15 protein-coding genes are annotated in these 15,928 nt (G+C 57.2%); 10 read left to right on the top strand and 5 right to left on the bottom strand.

What is annotated here, in order from left to right; translation table 11 throughout:
* Window positions 1–24: 24 nt before the first annotated feature.
* Genes QFI97_RS03385 through QFI97_RS03375 form a run of 3 tightly spaced genes read left to right on the top strand, consistent with a single transcriptional unit; the run spans window position 25 to window position 4,853 of the window.
* Window positions 25–2,553, top strand: coding sequence for a fimbrial biogenesis outer membrane usher protein (locus QFI97_RS03385; protein WP_346430577.1), 2,529 nt, complete (start codon window positions 25–27; stop codon window positions 2,551–2,553).
* Between the two features lie 40 nt (window positions 2,554–2,593).
* Entirely contained in the window at window positions 2,594–4,186 is a 1,593-nt protein-coding gene (ecpD, locus tag QFI97_RS03380; RefSeq protein WP_331833808.1) for a fimbrial adhesin EcpD, read from the top strand.
* Window positions 4,176–4,853 (top strand): fimbria/pilus periplasmic chaperone, encoded by a 678-nt coding sequence (locus QFI97_RS03375; RefSeq protein ID WP_095104935.1) that lies wholly within the window; start codon window positions 4,176–4,178, stop codon window positions 4,851–4,853. Before ecpD ends, QFI97_RS03375 begins: the two co-directional genes overlap by 11 nt.
* Window positions 4,854–4,867: 14 nt before the next feature.
* Here QFI97_RS03375 and QFI97_RS03370 read toward each other — a convergent pair whose 3' ends face one another.
* The 3 genes from QFI97_RS03370 to QFI97_RS03360 form a co-directional block, all read right to left on the bottom strand.
* On the bottom strand, window positions 4,868–5,563 hold the full coding sequence (locus QFI97_RS03370) for an inositol monophosphatase family protein (RefSeq protein WP_346430599.1): 696 nt from the start codon (window positions 5,561–5,563) through the stop codon (window positions 4,868–4,870).
* A 76-nt stretch (window positions 5,564–5,639) separates the two neighbouring features.
* Window positions 5,640–6,659, bottom strand: coding sequence for a LacI family DNA-binding transcriptional regulator (locus QFI97_RS03365; protein WP_095104939.1), 1,020 nt, complete (start codon window positions 6,657–6,659; stop codon window positions 5,640–5,642).
* Window positions 6,656–7,426, bottom strand: coding sequence for an MBL fold metallo-hydrolase (locus QFI97_RS03360; RefSeq protein ID WP_346430576.1), 771 nt, complete (start codon window positions 7,424–7,426; stop codon window positions 6,656–6,658). The genes QFI97_RS03365 and QFI97_RS03360 overlap by 4 nt, the downstream gene beginning before the upstream one ends.
* A gap of 171 nt (window positions 7,427–7,597) precedes the next feature.
* Here QFI97_RS03360 and QFI97_RS03355 point away from each other — a divergent pair, with 171 nt between their 5' ends.
* The 4 genes from QFI97_RS03355 (at window position 7,598) to QFI97_RS03340 (ending at window position 11,572) form a co-directional block, all read left to right on the top strand.
* Complete coding sequence (locus tag QFI97_RS03355) at window positions 7,598–8,647, top strand: ABC transporter ATP-binding protein (RefSeq protein WP_346430598.1); 1,050 nt, start codon at window positions 7,598–7,600, stop codon at window positions 8,645–8,647.
* Window positions 8,648–8,676: 29 nt separating this feature from the next.
* Window positions 8,677–9,816, top strand: a complete 1,140-nt coding sequence (locus tag QFI97_RS03350) for an ABC transporter substrate-binding protein (RefSeq protein ID WP_095104945.1) — start codon at window positions 8,677–8,679, stop codon at window positions 9,814–9,816.
* 68 nt (window positions 9,817–9,884) lie between these two features.
* Window positions 9,885–10,715, top strand: coding sequence for an ABC transporter permease (locus QFI97_RS03345; protein WP_095104947.1), 831 nt, complete (start codon window positions 9,885–9,887; stop codon window positions 10,713–10,715).
* A 14-nt stretch (window positions 10,716–10,729) separates the two neighbouring features.
* A complete protein-coding gene (locus tag QFI97_RS03340; RefSeq protein WP_095104995.1) occupies window positions 10,730–11,572 on the top strand; it encodes an ABC transporter permease in 843 nt (280 codons plus the stop codon).
* Window positions 11,573–11,625: 53 nt separating this feature from the next.
* Here the strand turns inward: QFI97_RS03340 and QFI97_RS03335 are convergent, their stop codons facing one another.
* The gene (locus QFI97_RS03335) at window positions 11,626–11,907 is read right to left on the bottom strand and encodes a YjcB family protein (protein WP_095104949.1); all 282 of its coding nucleotides are present in this window, start codon (window positions 11,905–11,907) and stop codon (window positions 11,626–11,628) included.
* Between the two features lie 542 nt (window positions 11,908–12,449).
* Between QFI97_RS03335 and pdeC the strand changes: the two genes are divergently transcribed.
* Window positions 12,450–14,054 (top strand): cyclic di-3',5'-guanosine monophosphate phosphodiesterase PdeC, encoded by a 1,605-nt coding sequence (gene pdeC, locus QFI97_RS03330; protein ID WP_346430575.1) that lies wholly within the window; start codon window positions 12,450–12,452, stop codon window positions 14,052–14,054.
* On the opposite strand, the gene soxS is transcribed toward pdeC, so the two are convergent.
* Window positions 14,039–14,368 carry a superoxide response transcriptional regulator SoxS gene (gene soxS / locus QFI97_RS03325; RefSeq protein ID WP_095104953.1) on the bottom strand — a complete coding sequence of 110 codons (330 nt, stop codon included), beginning with the start codon at window positions 14,366–14,368 and terminating at the stop codon, window positions 14,039–14,041. The two genes, pdeC and soxS, sit on opposite strands and share 16 nt — an antisense overlap.
* 84 nt (window positions 14,369–14,452) lie before the next feature.
* On the opposite strand from soxS, the gene soxR reads away from it, so the two are divergent.
* Both soxR and QFI97_RS03315 read left to right on the top strand, forming a co-directional pair.
* Complete coding sequence (gene soxR / locus QFI97_RS03320) at window positions 14,453–14,911, top strand: redox-sensitive transcriptional activator SoxR (protein WP_095104955.1); 459 nt, start codon at window positions 14,453–14,455, stop codon at window positions 14,909–14,911.
* A 258-nt stretch (window positions 14,912–15,169) separates the two neighbouring features.
* Window positions 15,170–15,838: a glutathione S-transferase family protein gene (locus QFI97_RS03315; protein WP_331850313.1), complete on the top strand. Its 669-nt coding sequence runs from the start codon at window positions 15,170–15,172 to the stop codon at window positions 15,836–15,838.
* The last annotated feature ends 90 nt before the right edge of the window (window positions 15,839–15,928 follow it).

Here is a 15,928-nt window from a genome sequence, read left to right as displayed (position 1 = left end):
CAATGATGCTGACGGGATAAGCTTATGCCACGACTACGGATTTCCCCGGAGCTGAAAGCGCTCCTGGCTTACGGTATGGTGATTTTTTCTGTTCCGCTAAGCGTCAGCGCGGCCCCGGAGCAGATACCGCAAATCGGCGGCGTAATTATTCCCCGGGCGTTTAGCCAGGCGCTACAGGACGGGATGAGCATCCCGCTCTTTATTCATCTGGAAGGCAGTAAGGGAAACGAGGACGATCAGCGACTCGGTAGCGCTTTTATCTGGCTGGATAACGGCGTGCTGCGCGTACGCCAGATCCGGCTGGAAGAGAGCGATAATAATGCCACCGTTAGCGCCCAAACCCGGCAGATGCTGTCCTCGCTGGCGAACGAGTCGTTCGACAGCGATCTGCGCATTAAGGTCACCGCCGACGCGCAGCTGCAGCTCAGCCTGCGCCAGCTTTTGCTCCAGCTGGTGGTAAAAAAAGAGGCCCTGGGCACCGTGCTGCGATCGCGCAGCGAAGATATCGGTCAGTCCAGCGTTAACGCGCTCAGCAGCACCCTGAACTATAACCTCGGCGTCTATAACAACCAGATGCGCAACGCCGGCAACAGCACTTCCAGCTATCTGTCGATGAACAGCGTTACCGCCCTGCGCGAGCATCATCTGGTGCTGGACGGCTCGCTGTACGGCGCCGGAACCAGCAATCAGGACAGCGAGCTGTATAAGGCGATGTACGAGCGTGATTTCGCCGGTCACCGCTTCGCGGGCGGGATGCTCGATACGTGGAACCTGCAGTCCCTCGGTCCGATGACCGCCATTTCGGCAGGGAAAATTTACGGCGCCTCCTGGGGCAACCAGGCCAGCTCGACGGTATTTGATAACTCCCAGTCGGCCACGCCGATTATCGCGTTCTTACCCTCCGCCGGCGAGGTGCACCTGTCGCGCGATGGCCGCCTGCTGAGCGTGCAGAACTTTACGATGGGCAACCATGAGGTTGATACCCGCGGCCTGTCGTACGGGATTTACGATGTTGATGTTGAAGTTATCGTCAACGGCCGGGTGGTCAGTAAACGCATCCAGCGGGTAAACAAGCTGTTCAGCCGGGGACGCGGAGCCGGAGCGCCTTTGGCCTGGCAGGTCTGGGGCGGAAGCTTCCATATGGACCGCTGGTCAGAGGGCGGCAGAAAGACGCTGCCTGCCAAAGAGAGCTGGCTGGCCGGGGCCTCCGCAACCGGCTCGGTGGGCGCCTTCAGCTGGGCCGCAACCGGCTACGGCTACGATAGCAACGCCGTTGGCGAGACCCGGCTGACGCTGCCGCTGACGCAATCCATCAACGTCAACCTGCAAAATATGCTGGCCAGCGACAGCTCGTGGAGCAGTATCGGCAACGTCAGCGCCACGCTGCCCGGCGGCTTTAGCTCAATCTGGGTCAACCAGGAAAAGACGATAATCGGCGACAGGCTGCGGCGCAGCGACGCCGATAACCGGGCGATTGGCGGGACGCTGAACCTTAACCCGCTGTGGTCAAAGCTGGGCACCTTCAGCATCAGCTATAACGACGATCGCCGCTATAGCAGCCACTACTACACCGCGGACTACTATCAGACCCTCTACAGCAACGCCTACGGTTCGCTGGGCCTGCGTGCGGGGGTCCAGCGCTTTAATAATGGCAACAGCGGCGCCAGCACCGGGAAATATATCGCGCTCGACTTTTCTCTGCCGCTCGGCAACTGGTTTAGCGCCGGGATGACCCACCAGAACGGCTACACCATGGCCAACCTGTCGGCGCGCAAGCAGTTTGAGGAAGGGAGCGCGATCCGCACCGTCGGCGCCAATATCTCCCGGGCAATCTCCGGCGACACCGGGGATGACAAAACCCTGAGCGGCGGCGCTTATGCCCGGTTCGATACCCGTTACTCCAGCGGGACGCTGAACGTTAACAGCGGCACCGATGGCTACGTGAACACCAACCTGACCGCCAACGGCAGCGTGGGCTGGCAGGGTAAAAATATTGCCGCCAGCGGGCGTACCGACGGTAACGCCGGGGTGATTTTTAATACCGGTCTTGAAGATGACGGCAAGCTGAGCGCCAAGGTTAACGGGCGGGTATTCCAGCTCTCGGGTAAACGTAACTATCTGCCGCTCTCGCCCTACAGCCGCTACGAAGTAGAGCTGCAGAACAGCAAAAACTCGCTCGACAGCTACGACATCGTCAGCAGCCGCAAAAGCCGCCTGACCCTCTATCCGGGCAACGTGGCGGTTATCGAACCGGAAGTGAAGCAGATGGTGACCGTATCCGGGCGTATTCGCGCCGAAGACGGCACGCTGCTGGCCAATGCGCACATTAATAACCACATCGGGCGTACCCGCACCGATGACAACGGCGAGTTTGTGATGGATGTAGATAAAAAATTCCCGACCATCGACTTCAGCTACGGCAACAACCAGCGCTGCGAAGTGGAGCTTGAGATTAACAAAGCGCGCGGGGCGGTATGGGTCGGCGATGTGACCTGTAACGGCTTGAAAACCTACGCCAGCAACCTGTCGACGGGAGAGAATTATGAAGGCTAAATGGGGTGCGCTATTGACGATTTTGCTCGCCTTGACCGCAATGACGCGGGCCTATGCGGCGGTGTCCAAAACGAACTGGCCCGATGCGGTGGCGGTGCAGTATGTGTTTGTGGAAAACAACTCTGACGATAACTTCTTCGTCACCCCAGGCGGCGTACTCGACCCGCGTCTGACCGGCGCCAGCCGCTGGACCGGGCTGAAGTATACCGGTACCGGCACTATCTATCAGCAGAGCTTGGGCTATATCGATAACGGCTACAACACGGTGCTGAACGCCAACTGGCAGTTTGATATGTGGCTGGAGAATTCGCCGGTATCCAACCCGCTGAGCGGCCTGCGCTGTATTAACTGGTACGCCGGCTGCGATATGGCGACCAGCCTGATTCAGGCGCCGGTGCTGGATGCGAGCGGTTTCTATGGCGCGACGGTTACCACCGGCGGGGCTAAATGGATGCACGGTATGTTATCCGACGCCTTCTACCAGTATCTGCAGCAAATGCCGGTAGGCGGCAGCTTCTCCATGACCATCAACGGCTGCCAGACTTCCGTTAATTACGATGCCAGCAGCGGGGCGCGCTGTAAGGATCAGGCTTCCGGGAGCTGGTATACCCGCAAGGTCACCCATACCAAAGCCGCAAATTTAAGGCTGCTGAACACCCATTCCCTTACCGAAGTATTTATCAACACTGACGGGGTGCCAACGGTCGGTGAGGGGAGCACCAACTGCCAGCCTCAGACTATCGGCACCCGCTCCGGCCTGAGCTGCAAGATGGTTAACTATGCTCTGGAAAACAACGGCCTGAGCAATGCCTCTATCCATATTTTCCCCGCCATCAGCAATTCGTCGCTGGTCTCTGCGGTGGGCATCTATGATATGCAGTTCAGCCTCAACGGTAATACGTGGAAACCGGTAAGCGGCATCGCATACTATTACAACTTCAATGAAATGAAGTCCTCTGACTCAATTTACATTTTCTTTTCGAATAACTTCTTTAAGCAAATGGTCGCGCTGGGGATCAGCGATATAAATACCAAAGATTTGTTTAACTTCCGCTTCCAGAACACCACTTCGCCGGAGTCCGGCTGGTATGAGTTTTCTACCTCTAACGCCCTGATTATCAAGCCGCGCGATTTCAGTATCAGCATTATTTCCGATGAGTATATCAGCGCGCCGACCCGCGAGGGCTACGTGGGGCAGGGCCGGCCTTCGCTGGATTTTGGCTATATCGTCACCACCAGCGGCAGGACCGCCGCCGATGAGGTGCTGATCAAGGTTAACGGCCCGGCGCAGACCATCGGCGGGCGTTCATACTGCATCTTCAGCTCCGCGGACAATGCGACGAAAGTGCCTTTCCCGGCCACGCTGACCTTCACGACGCAGAGCGGCAGCAACAAAACCTACGATGCCGGCTGTGACGATAGCTGGCGCGACATGACCGAGGCGCTGTGGATGAGCACGCCGTGGAACGATGCTTCAGGCGATCCTGGCGTGATGAATAAAACCACGGTGAAGTTCTCCATCCCGATGAATGACGGGATCTCGCTGAAAACTATTGATGATGACGGCTGGTTCGGGGAAGTGAGCGCTTCAGGTGAAATTCGGGTTCAGGCGACGTGGCGAAATGTTAACTAATACGATACGCGCGATGGCGTGGCTGCTGGCCCTCTGCCTGCCGGCGGTCGGACAGGCCATATCGGTAGGTAACCTGACCTTCTCGCTGGGGGCGGAAGAGAGCTTTGCCGCGAAGCGGGTGCTGAATAATAACAGCAGCGCCCGCCTGTATCAGGTCTCGGTGGTCGGTATTGACCGTCCGGGCGGGAAAGAGGTTCGCTCCCGCCCGGCGGACGGCGAGCTGCTCTTCGCCCCGCGCCAGCTGACCCTGCAGGCGGGAGAGGGGGAATATTTTAAATTCTACTATCACGGTCCCCAGGACAACCGCGAGCGCTACTATCGGGTCTCGTTTCGTGAAATTCCCACCCGCAACCGCGTCGAGCGCAATACCGCCGGGGCGGCGGTGAGCATCGACCCGGTGGTCGTGGTGGAGACCATTATGGCGGTGCGTCCGCGTCAGGTAGCGTTTAAGTGGGCCTTTGACCGCCAGGCGGGCACCGTCAGCAATAGCGGCAACACCTGGTTTAAGCTGCTGATTAAGCCCGGATGTGATGCAACGGAAGAGGACGGCGACGCCTGGTATTTACGCCCTGGCGACGTGGTGCGCCAGGCCGCACTGCGGCAGCCTGGAGATAAGTACATTATTTACAACGACAAATTTATCAAAATATCCAACGACTGCCCGTAGCCATCTGCGGGCGGCTATTTGTCAGTCAGGGCCATCAGGCGCGACTGAACCTCGGGGCAGCCGGCCAGCACCAGGTTACCGCTGAACAGGCCGTCGTTGGCAAGAAAGTCGCTGCTCGCGCCGCCCGCTTCGACGATCAGCAGGATACCTGCCAGCGCATCCCAGCTGTTCATATGCTCCTCATAATAGGCGTGCACCTGGCCGGCGGCGACGTGAGCCAGCATGAGCGCCCCGGCGCCAAAGCGGCGATACTCCATGCCGGCGTCAATCACCCGCTCAAGCATGCGGGCGTAGTTTGCGGCGGGCGCCCGGCTGGATCGCCCCATGCCAATAACCACCGTTTCCGGGTCCGGCTCGCGCAGCGCCAGGCGCTTATCGTTGAGAAATGCGCCTTCGCCGCGGCGGGCAAAGAAAAATTCGTTCCGGTCCGGAGCATAGATAATTCCCAGCTCCAGCGCGCCCTGCCTGACCCAGGCCAGAGAAATACACCAGTAATCCATACCCAGAATATAGTTGGTGGTGCCGTCGATAGGGTCGATTACCCAGGTTCCCTGCTCTCCGGCCTGCAGGCCGCTCTCTTCGCCGAGAAAACCATCGTTGGGGCGGTGGGCTGCCAGCCAGCTTTTGATCTGCTGCTCGACAAAAACGTCGGCCTGCGAAACAAAATCCTGGCGCGCTTTTTTATCTACCTGCAGTCCCGAATCGCGCAGCTCCTACGCGCGCGCGCCCAACTGGCGAATCAAATTACATAGCGATTGCTGCTGTTCTTCCGTCATAGCCTGGCTCTTATGTGGTTGATGGCGACGTGCGCCGGTGAATTAAATCGACCTTCACCCACGTGGTGCGTGAAGGCTGTAGCGGATCGCTGGCCCGCTCCAGCAGGCGGGTGAGCGCCTGGCGGGAGATCTCCGCCACGTCCTGATGCAGGGTGGTGAGCTGGTAGCTGTACTGGGCCGTTTGCGGCGTGTTATCAAACCCGATGAGCTGAAAATCCGCCGGGGCCTGTTTGCCGCGCTGGCGCATGCCGTCGAGAAAGCCGCAGGCCAGCTGCGCGTTGGCGCAAAAAATGCCCTCCAGCGCATCGTCGGCGTCGGCGGCGGCCTGCAGGCCGCCCTCATAGCCCTCAAGAGAGGCAAACAGCGGCTGAAGATCGCGCCGCGTATCGACCCCAAGTTCGGTAAGCGCCTGATAAAACGCTTCGCCGCGCATTTGTCCGGCCCAGGTAGAGTGGCGATGGTTTAACCAGCCAAAGCGGCGGCAGCCGGCCGCCACCAGCTGCTTTGCGGCCAGCGTCGCCCCGGCTGCATTATCCGAGCAGACGTAATCGACGCAGGGAATATTCGGCTGGCGGTTAATGCCGACGACCGGAATTTGCTGCTGGGCGAACTCGTTGACCAGCGACTCTGGCGGCTGGCCGGAGGTGACGATCGCCCCGGAAACGCGGAACTGCGCAAAGCGGCGGAGGGTCTGGGCCAGATCCTGCTCGCTGCGGATCTCGCTGACCAGCGCCTGAAAATCGCGGCGCTGGATCTCGCTCAGCAGCCCGTCGAGCAGGCTGCTGCGAAACGGATCGTTGATGCGGGAAACGATCACCCCGATCAGGTGGCTGCGCCGGCGGTTGAGCCCCTGGGCGAGAAAGTTGACCTGATAGCCCAGCTCTTCCGCAGCGCGCAGCACCCGCTCGCGGGTGACCGGAGAGATGCTGCCGTTATTACTCAACGCCCGGGAAACGACCGCGCGCGAGACGCCGGCGCGCTGGGCAACGTCCTGGGCGGTGATGCTCTGTTTTCGGGGGAGTGCGCTCATGCCGGGCTTTCCTCGCCGCTGCGCGGTGGCTGATGAAGATCGTATTGTAAGCCGTCGCGGCTGACGAACAACCCGTTCCAGGGCCGGCAGGCCACCCGCAGCGCCGGCAGAATCGCGTCATAGCAGTGATACAGCCCCATAGCGGGCAGCGCCAGCGTTTGAAACAGCGTCAGGCAGGCCGGGAAATCGCCGTGGGAGGCGTCATCGCTCAGCGAGGTGAGCGAAGCGCACTCCTGAAACGCCAGATCTGCGCCCGCCATCAGCGCGATCGACTGCGGCGTCGGGCGGCCATCGCCGCTGTAGAACAGGCTTTTCCCGGCGATGGTGATGCGGATAGCGCGGTTGGTTAGCTCGTGCTGGGTTTCGGCGGTTCGGATCTGCCAGCCGTGCCACGCCCATGCCGGGGCGCTGTCGCGCCACTCAATCGCAAAGCACAGCGTGGTGTCCGGCCAGTTTGCCAGCTGCGCCAGCTGCATCAGCACCGGACGCTGCTGCGGCTGGCTGTAGATAATCAGCGGCTTATGGCGGGAAAAGCTTTTCCAGTAGTTGAGCAGCGTCGTCAGGCCGGTACAGTGATCCGGGTGGACGTGGGTGAAGTAAATGGCATCGATATCGTTAATATTGCCCCCTCGCTGCCACAGGGCGCGGGGGATAGTGGGGCCGCAATCAATTAGCCACTGACGATTTTCATCATCAATAATGCGCAGCGCAGAGGTATTTTGGCTCTCTGAGAACGCGCTACCGCAGCCAAGAACATCTATTTTCATTTACCCTCGCCAAAAAATTTTCGCACTTAATTAAATTGTCACAAATACCCGACAAAGTAGGCTCACATCATGTCGAGTCAACGTTGCATTTTTTTTACAGCCAAATGAACACGTGTTCATCCTGGCGCGAATAAATAAAAAATGCCTACAGAAGAGTTTTGGGTACCGAATATGAGCTATTTGCAAATTGCCCATCTGAGAATTAGCTACGGCGATAAGGTTGTCCTGCATAATATCGATCTGGCGGTAGAGAAGGGCGAGATGATCGCCCTGCTGGGGCCATCGGGCTGCGGGAAAACCACGCTGCTAAATGCGCTCTGCGGCTTTATCCCGGTACAGAGCGGGGATATCGTCGTCGCCGGAAGGGATATCACCCATAGCGCGCCGGAGCAGCGCAATATTACGATGGTTTTTCAAAGCTATGCGCTGTGGCCGCATCTGACGGTGGCTCGCAATATCGGCTACGGCCTGAAGCTGCGCAGGTGGCGTCGCGACGATATCGACCGCCGGGTGGCGGAGCTGCTGCATATCGTCAACCTTCCGGGCCAGGCGGAAATGAAGGTGACCGAACTTTCCGGCGGCCAGCGTCAGCGGGTTGCCCTGGCGCGCGCCCTGGCGATTGAGCCGGACGTGCTGGTGCTGGATGAACCGCTCTCTAATCTGGATGCCAAAGTCCGCCTTAACGTCCGTCATGAAATAAAAGCGCTGCAAAAGAAGCTCGGTTTTACCTCATTAATCGTCACCCATGACCAGCAGGAGGCGCTGGTCATGGCTGACCGTATCGCCGTATTAAATAACGGAAGAGTTGAGCAATTAGGGACACCGGAAGATATATATCAACGTCCGGCTACGCCTTTTGTCGCCGATTTTATGGGGGCCGATAATAAAATAAATACCCGCGATATCCGCTCCCTCGACGGCATTCATTGGCGCACCCCGGCGGCATATTCAGATGCGCATTCTGAGGAGCAGGTTATTTATTTCCGCAGTACCGACGCGGCGCTCTTTTCATTAGCGGATAGCGCGCCGCAGGAGGGGCTGACGCTTGACGGTATCGTCGAACAAAGCGCCTTCCTCGGCCATTTATATCGCCACAGCGTGCGCTGTCGCGATCGCCTGCTGCTGGCGGATTCTACCCGCTGCTGGCCAGCCAGTTCGCCGGTCAGGCTGCACGTGCCAACGCCGGCGCTGCATATTTTTCCTTCATCTCATGCAAGTTGACATCATCGTGTTCATTCTGGGGATAGACCATGTTTACTAAAACAAACGTTGCGATAGCGACTGCCGTACTCCTGAGCTACGGCGCGCAGGCCGACACCATCCTGAACGTCGCGACGGCGGGCGATCAGAATATGGTGGATTACGTAAAAACCTGGCTGGGGCCAAAGTTTGAGGCCGCTCATCCGGGCGTAAAGGTGCAGGTCATCGGCACCGGGCCGGGGGACGCGGGATCGAACAAAATTATCGAAAAGCTGACGGCGCAGAAGGAGAGCGGCGCCAGCAGCTGGGATATTGATGTCGCCGTGGTGCATCAAAACGCCGGCGGCGAGCTGGTGGAAAAAGGGCTGTTAGAGAAATACCGCCCGCAGATTAAGACCGGCAGCCTGGTCACCGCCGACAACGCTAAAAACGCCCTCGGCGTTAACGTCGACGGCTATGTGATGCCGATGTTTTTAAGCCAGACCGCTATTGCCTGGAACAGCGAGGCGATCAAAGCCCCGCCGGCCTCCTACGATGAGCTGGTCGCCTGGGCGCAGAAAAACCCGCAGGCTTTCGGCTATAACGGGATTAAGAACGGCATGTCCGGGGTCAGCTTCGTTGTGGGCTGGATGTACGCTTACGGCACCGACGCGCAGCGTCTCTCCTCCCTGCCGTATGATAAAGGCGTGGAGAAGAACTGGAGCCAGGCCTATGAAAAGCTGAAGGCTTTTAATAAAAACGTCACCTTTACGCCGGGGAACGCCGGGACGCTCGATATGCTGACCCGCGGGGAGATCACGATGGGGCCGGTATGGGTGGACATGTTCTACAGCTGGAAAGATCAGGGCAAACTGCCGCCGTCGATCAAGCTGTCCCTGCTGGCTCCGGGCATGCCGGGACAGCCGATGTATTACGTAACTCCGGCGAAGGCGGCGAATCCGCAGCTGGCGCGCGAATTTATCGAGCTGGCGACCAGCCCGGAGGTTCAGGCGCAGGGGATCGTTAAGCAGTTTAACTGGTATCCGGGCATCGATGCGCAGCACGTTAAACCGCAGCTGGATGCCGGGACGTGGCAAAAGCTGTTTGCTGAGATCTCGCCGCAGGCGCTGGCGGAATATGGCAAAAGCTTCCCGATTACCGCCTATTTTGACGATATTAAAGAAGGCTACGAAAGCCAGGTCGCCAACTAATCTCTGTCGATGCCCGGGCCGACGCAGCGTCGGCCCGGGCGTTTCTCCTCGCTGATATCAGGTTTGCTATGCGTATTTCGTTGAAATATCTGCTGCTGGTTGCTCCCGCCGCGCTGACCATCGCCGTTCTGTTTTTATATCCGCTGGGCTTCTCGCTGATTGCCGCCTTTACCAACGATGCGCAGCAGCTAACCCTGGCCCACTTCCGCAAAGTCTACGCGCTCTACTCCAACGATATTCTGTTTACGCTGATCGTCGTGCTGAGCTCCGTGGCGCTGCTGGCGCTCATTTCCATCACCCTTTCCGCCGTTATTACCCTGTCCTCCTGCCGGCCGATTGTGCGGATGCTGGCATTTTTATATCGGCTGCCGCTGTTTATTCCTTTTATCGTTGCGGCGCAGATGATGCGGACGTTTCTGGCTAAAAACGGCTTAATGAACAATGCCCTGGTCGCCAGCGATCTGCTAACGCCGATGGAGACTATCTCCTGGCTGGGCTGGAAGGGCATCATTATCACGTTTGTCTGGAAGCAGCTGGCGTTCGCTACGCTGCTTATCTGCGGCGCAATGGCGGCGCTTGAGCAGTCGCAAATTCTCGCGGCGCGCAACCTGGGCGCCTCTCGTCCACGGATCCTGTTCGATATTATTTTGCCGCAGGTGCTGCCCGCTATCGGCGTTGCGCTGGTGCTCTCGACCGTCACCATGATGTCGGTGCTGTCCGTGCCGCTGATGATAGGCGTCGGTACGCCGACGATGATCACGGTTGATATGGCGTTTCGCGTTAACTCCTACGGGGATTACGCCGTGGCTAATGCTCTGGGCGTCGTTTCGCTGCTTATCTGCGGCGCGCTGTCGTGGTTTTATCTGCGCCACAGCCTGCGGCAAAAAGGGGGAGAATAATGAAAGAGGTTAGGATGACACCACCTGCGACGCTGCTGGCGAAAGGGCGGAGAAAGCTGAGCGCCAGCCTGCCGCTGCAGACGCTGCTGCTGGTTCTGATGCTGCTGGCGATGTTTGGCCCGCTGCTGAATCTACTTATCTGGACGGTGGCCGAAAGCTGGTTCTTTCCCCATAGCCTGCCCAGCCAGTGGGGGCTGAAATACTGGTATCAGGTGTTCAGCCCCTATAGCGACGTCTCGGGCTCTTTGCTGACCAGCGTGCTGATTGCCGTGCTGTCGGTGCTGGTGTGCCTGCTGATTTCGATCCCCGCAGGCTATGCGTTATCAAGACGGGGAATGCCGCTGCGGGTATGCTTTATGCTGCTGTTTCTTATCCCGCAGGCGTTCCCTAATCTGACGGTGTATATGAATATTGCCCGGCTTTTCTATCAGTGGGGGCTAAACGGCACCGTGGCCGGCGTGGTGCTGGTGCACAGCGTGCACGGGCTGATGTATTCGGTATGGATCTGCGTGGCGGCATTCTCAGCCGTCGATCCGCTGCTGGCAAGAGCGTCACGTAATCTGGGGGCCGGAGCGATTTATACGTTTTGGCATATTGTTTTGCCCCAGGCATCGCCGGGGATTATTGCCGCCAGCATCTTTGTCTTTCTGGAGTCGCTGGATGAGTTCACCGGCACCTTTTTTGTCGGCGCGCCGGATATCACCACGCTGCCGCTGCTGCTATACAACGCCAGCATGTCGGGGAACTATCAGGTTTCGTCTATTACTGCGCTGATTTTGTTACTTCCGTCGCTGCTGTTTATGCTGGTTATTCATAAATTTATGCGCCCGGAAATGCTGGCAAAAATGGGGAAATAGCGCGCAGGCCGTCCGCCAGTAAAAACGCTTCCCGATGGGAAGCGTTTTTACTATCAGGTCATCATCATTGGCCACTCTGGCGGCGTCTGGCTCATCACTTCAACCATGACGTCTTTAATGTTGCCCCAGATTTTGGCTACATCCAGCAGCGTGATGCCGAGCAGACCGGTGGCAAACCAGCAGGCCGCGGCCAGCCCCAGGCAGCTACAGATGACCGCTAATCCGGCATAATCGCTTTTACGCAGCTGAATATTCATCGAGCTGGCTAAAAACATCAGCACCGCGCTCAGCAGCGGCCAGCGTAGGAGTATGACACTGGTAGTAATGGAAGCCATTAACCTGATCCTCAAAGAAAGTCGGGGCCTTTGACAACCTGACGAGACTGACGATGACGTGGCGCTCTGGCTATCGACGGGCAAACAAACGTATAATGAAACAATGTTTCCGTTTCATTAGGATGTGTGAACTATATCACATTTGTTCTTTTATTCACCAGCCAAAAATTGCGTTTTTTATGTACTTATAAACCATTTTAATATTGTGGTTAATGGCTCATTGAGCCATAGCCATGCCCGCCATGACGGTAAAGCTGACGCTTTAATACGATGGATTCTTTTTGCCAGACTTATATCTGCGGGTTTTATTACCTGTTCGCGGTAATCATACGGATAAACCGAATCAGAAAGCGGCACCGCTCTCATTATTTCGAGAATGTTTCTCGGTTGTTCTATAAGTAAGTATTATTCATCATTATCAGGTGTGTGGTTTTTACGCCAAATAGCCGATTGCTAAATGACTGAGTGTTGTATAAGAGTAGGCATCTGCCATTGTGGACTGTTACCGTGACTAAGGCGTATCGCATGGATATAAAGCGGAAATGAGTCGTAGCGCGCCGCATAAGGCGTTGAGAATATTCGGTATTACCTTGGTCATCCTGTTGCCAGTGGTCCTGGCATCGTGGCTTGCCCAACACCGGGCAAAGGTGGAAACCGACGACCAGCTCCGCTCGTTTTCTCAACTGGCGCTGCAGAAAACCGAAATGGTTATTCATGAGGTCGAACAGGCGCGTAAAAAGGCCATGCAATATCAGGGGATAATATGTTCGCCGCAGCATCAGCGATATATGCTGGATATTGTTCGCAGCCTGCTTTATGTCGATGATTTAGTCTATGCAAAAGGCGCTGATTTCTTTTGCTCAACCGCCTTTCATCCCGACACGGCGTGGCATGTCGAGCCGGCTAATTATATAAAAAAGCCGGATATCGCGATCTATTACTATCGCGATACCCCGTTCTATCCCGGTTTTGCCATGACCTATATGCAGCGCGGTCACTATGTCGCGGTTATTAATCCACTTTCCTATAGTACGCTAATATCCAGCGACAGAGATTTAGCCTACGGTCTGTTCGATACCAAAACGAATCAGTTTTTCTCCGTCAGCAAAAATACGGATGCCGCGACCTTACGTCCGCTGATCCGCCCCGAAGATACCTTTTTTCAGCGGGATCGCCGGGTCTATACCGTTGCCCATTCGACCAACCGCCCTATTGCGGTGATCATGTCCACCTCGCGCGTTGGCTATTATCAAAATTTATATGACCAGATAATGCTTACCCTTCCGCTGGGCCTTATTTGTAGCGCGCTGATTTTACTGGTGTGGCTGCGAACCCGGCGGCAGTATCACTCTCCGCGCTGCATGCTGCAGCGCGCGCTAAGCCGTCGCCAGCTGTGCCTGCACTATCAGCCGATCGTCGATATTAAAACGAACCGCTGCGTAGGGGCCGAAGCGCTGCTGCGCTGGCCCGGGTGCGATGGCCCGGTGATGAGCCCGGCGGAGTTTATTCCGCTGGCGGAAAACGAAGGGCTGATTACGCAGGTTACGGACTATGTCGTGGATGAGGTGTTTGCCGATATGGGCGAATTTCTCGCCAGCCATCCTCAGCTGTACGTCGCGATTAACCTCTCGGCCACGGATTTCCACTCCGCGCGGCTTATTAGCCAAATTAGTGAAAAGGCGCAAAGCCACGCGGTATGCATCAACCAGATTAAAATCGAAGTAACCGAGCGCGGGTTTATTGACGTGCAGAAAACGACGCCGGTGATTCAGGCCTTTCGCGAGGCGGGATATGAAGTCGCCATCGATGATTTCGGCACCGGCTACTCCAACCTGCATAACCTCTCTTCGCTCAACGTGGACATTCTCAAGATCGATAAATCCTTTATCGATACGCTGACGACCCACGGCACCAGCCACATGATCGCCGAGCATATTATTGAGATGGCGCGCAGCCTGCATCTGAAAACCGTGGCCGAGGGCGTCGAAACGCTGGATCAGGTTAAGTGGCTACAGAAGCGCGGCGTCCGCTACTGCCAGGGCTGGCATTTCGCGAAGGCGATGCCGGTGCAGGAGTTTAAGCAGTGGCTGGTCAAGGCGCCAGCGCTGCTTAACTCCTGCGCGCGAAGCTGTCAGGCGGAAATCTGATGGCGATAGTCGCTAGGCGTGCGGTCATACTCCCGGCGAAACACTCGTGAAAACGTCTGCTGCGAGACGTAGCCCAGATCCATCGCGATATCAAAGATAGGGCGCTGGGTCGTTCTGAGGGCTTCAGCGGCCAGCAGGAGCCGGCGTTGACGAATGTAATCACCCAGCGTCTGATGCGTAACGGCGCGGAACATCCGCTGGAGATACCATTTCGAGTACCCCGATTTTCTGGCGACTACATCAATGTTAAGTGGTTGATCGATATGTTCATCAATCCATTCAATAAGCGTTTGGATAATATCCTGATGGGACATAAAGCGGCCTCTCTCAATTCTCGATTCGTCGTTTTGTCTGCGGGCGAGTATAATTCCTCAAGTTAACTTGAGGTAAAGTGCTTTATGGAAAAGAAATCACCCCGAATTAAAATGCTGTTGACCCCGGGAGAAGTGGCGAAACGTACCGGCGTTGCCGTCTCGGCGCTCCATTTCTATGAAAGCAAAGGGCTTATTCACAGCCAGCGTAATCCAGGCAATCAGCGGCGCTATCGTCGCGACGTGCTGCGCGCCGTGGCGATTATCAAGATTGCGCAGCGCATCGGCATTCCGCTGGCCACTATCGGCGACGCGTTTGGCGTACTGCCCGAAGGCCACAACTTAAGTGCCAAAGAGTGGAAGCAGCTGTCGTCGGTGTGGCGGGACGAGCTGGACCGGCGTATTCATACGCTGACCGCGCTGCGCGATCAGCTGGATGGCTGCATTGGCTGCGGCTGCCTGTCGCGACGGGACTGCCCGCTGCGTAACCCGGGGGACATGCTGGGTGAAGAGGGTACCGGTGCGCGGCTGCTGGAGGATGATTAAAAAACTAAAGCGCCACAACAGGGCGCTTTAGTTGTTTTCCGGTCTTTGTCTTTCGCTCTATCCCGCTGGTGCACAGGAGGGTTTCCCCCGACGTCGGCTCACCTCAGTTTTGCGCAACAAGTTGATGGAGGTTCCGGATTGCGCCGACACCTTAATTGTGGCACATCCCCTTAAATCTACCCGTTTATTTTGGCGAATTTTTTCCGTCATTCGCCGCCAGTTCCTATAGTTAATTTGAACAAACGACGGGAGAAATCCATGCTGACGGTACATCACCTTAATCAATCGCGATCGCAGCGCGTGCTCTGGGCGCTGGAAGAGCTGCAGCTGCCCTATCAGCTTGTCTGCTATCCGCGGCAGAAAAATATGCTGGCGCCGCCGGAGTTAAAAAATATTCACCCGCTGGGCAAATCCCCGGTCGTGGAGGACAACGGCTACGTGCTGGCGGAGTCCGGGGCGATACTCGAATATCTGCAGGAAACCTACGATAGCACGCAGCAGCTGCGCCCGCAGGCGATGGCGGACAGGCTGCAGTATCGTTTTTGGCTGCACTATGCCGAAGGCTCGCTGATGCCTCTGATGCTGATGAAGCTGGTCTTTTCCCGTCTCGGCAAGGCCCCGGTGCCGTTTGGCATGCGCACGCTGGGCGGCGCGCTGGGGAAGGGGATGCAGAAGGCCTGGCTTGACCGGCAGATTGCCACCCACGCCAGCTTTATCGAAGATCACCTCTCCCGATGGCCGTGGTTCGCGGGCGAAAACCTGAGCATGGCCGATATTCAGATGAGCTTTCCGCTGCTGGCGCTGCAGTCACGTGGCGGAATTGACGGCCTTGCGCACATCGCCCGCTGGACGCAGCGTATCGAACAGCGTCCGGCCTGGCAGCGCGCCATTGAGCGCGGCGGCCCCTTCACGCTACCGGGCGCCTGAGGCATCACCTTTTACGATGGCCGGTGCGAATTGCTATCAGCGCAAAGCCAAAATGTTAGCAGATTGCGCATGGACGATAACGTTTGCGCA

The sequence above is a fragment of the Klebsiella scottii genome, assembly GCF_036561945.1.
GTDB lineage: Bacteria > Pseudomonadota > Gammaproteobacteria > Enterobacterales > Enterobacteriaceae > Klebsiella > Klebsiella scottii.
This window is presented reverse-complemented; position numbering and strand designations above follow the sequence as displayed.

Coding starts and splice junctions, on each gene's coding strand:
- QFI97_RS03335 (WP_095104949.1), bottom strand. CDS start 11,907: ATGGCTTCCATTACTACCAGTGTCATACTCCTACGCTGGCCGCTGCTG.
- QFI97_RS03350 (WP_095104945.1), top strand. CDS start 8,677: ATGTTTACTAAAACAAACGTTGCGATAGCGACTGCCGTACTCCTGAGC.
- ecpD (WP_331833808.1), top strand. CDS start 2,594: ATGACGCGGGCCTATGCGGCGGTGTCCAAAACGAACTGGCCCGATGCG.
- QFI97_RS03385 (WP_346430577.1), top strand. CDS start 25: ATGCCACGACTACGGATTTCCCCGGAGCTGAAAGCGCTCCTGGCTTAC.
- QFI97_RS03340 (WP_095104995.1), top strand. CDS start 10,730: ATGACACCACCTGCGACGCTGCTGGCGAAAGGGCGGAGAAAGCTGAGC.
- QFI97_RS03360 (WP_346430576.1), bottom strand. CDS start 7,426: ATGAAAATAGATGTTCTTGGCTGCGGTAGCGCGTTCTCAGAGAGCCAA.
- soxS (WP_095104953.1), bottom strand. CDS start 14,368: ATGTCCCATCAGGATATTATCCAAACGCTTATTGAATGGATTGATGAA.
- QFI97_RS03345 (WP_095104947.1), top strand. CDS start 9,885: ATGCGTATTTCGTTGAAATATCTGCTGCTGGTTGCTCCCGCCGCGCTG.
- QFI97_RS03365 (WP_095104939.1), bottom strand. CDS start 6,659: ATGAGCGCACTCCCCCGAAAACAGAGCATCACCGCCCAGGACGTTGCC.
- pdeC (WP_346430575.1), top strand. CDS start 12,450: ATGAGTCGTAGCGCGCCGCATAAGGCGTTGAGAATATTCGGTATTACC.
- QFI97_RS03375 (WP_095104935.1), top strand. CDS start 4,176: ATGTTAACTAATACGATACGCGCGATGGCGTGGCTGCTGGCCCTCTGC.
- QFI97_RS03315 (WP_331850313.1), top strand. CDS start 15,170: ATGCTGACGGTACATCACCTTAATCAATCGCGATCGCAGCGCGTGCTC.
- soxR (WP_095104955.1), top strand. CDS start 14,453: ATGGAAAAGAAATCACCCCGAATTAAAATGCTGTTGACCCCGGGAGAA.
- QFI97_RS03355 (WP_346430598.1), top strand. CDS start 7,598: ATGAGCTATTTGCAAATTGCCCATCTGAGAATTAGCTACGGCGATAAG.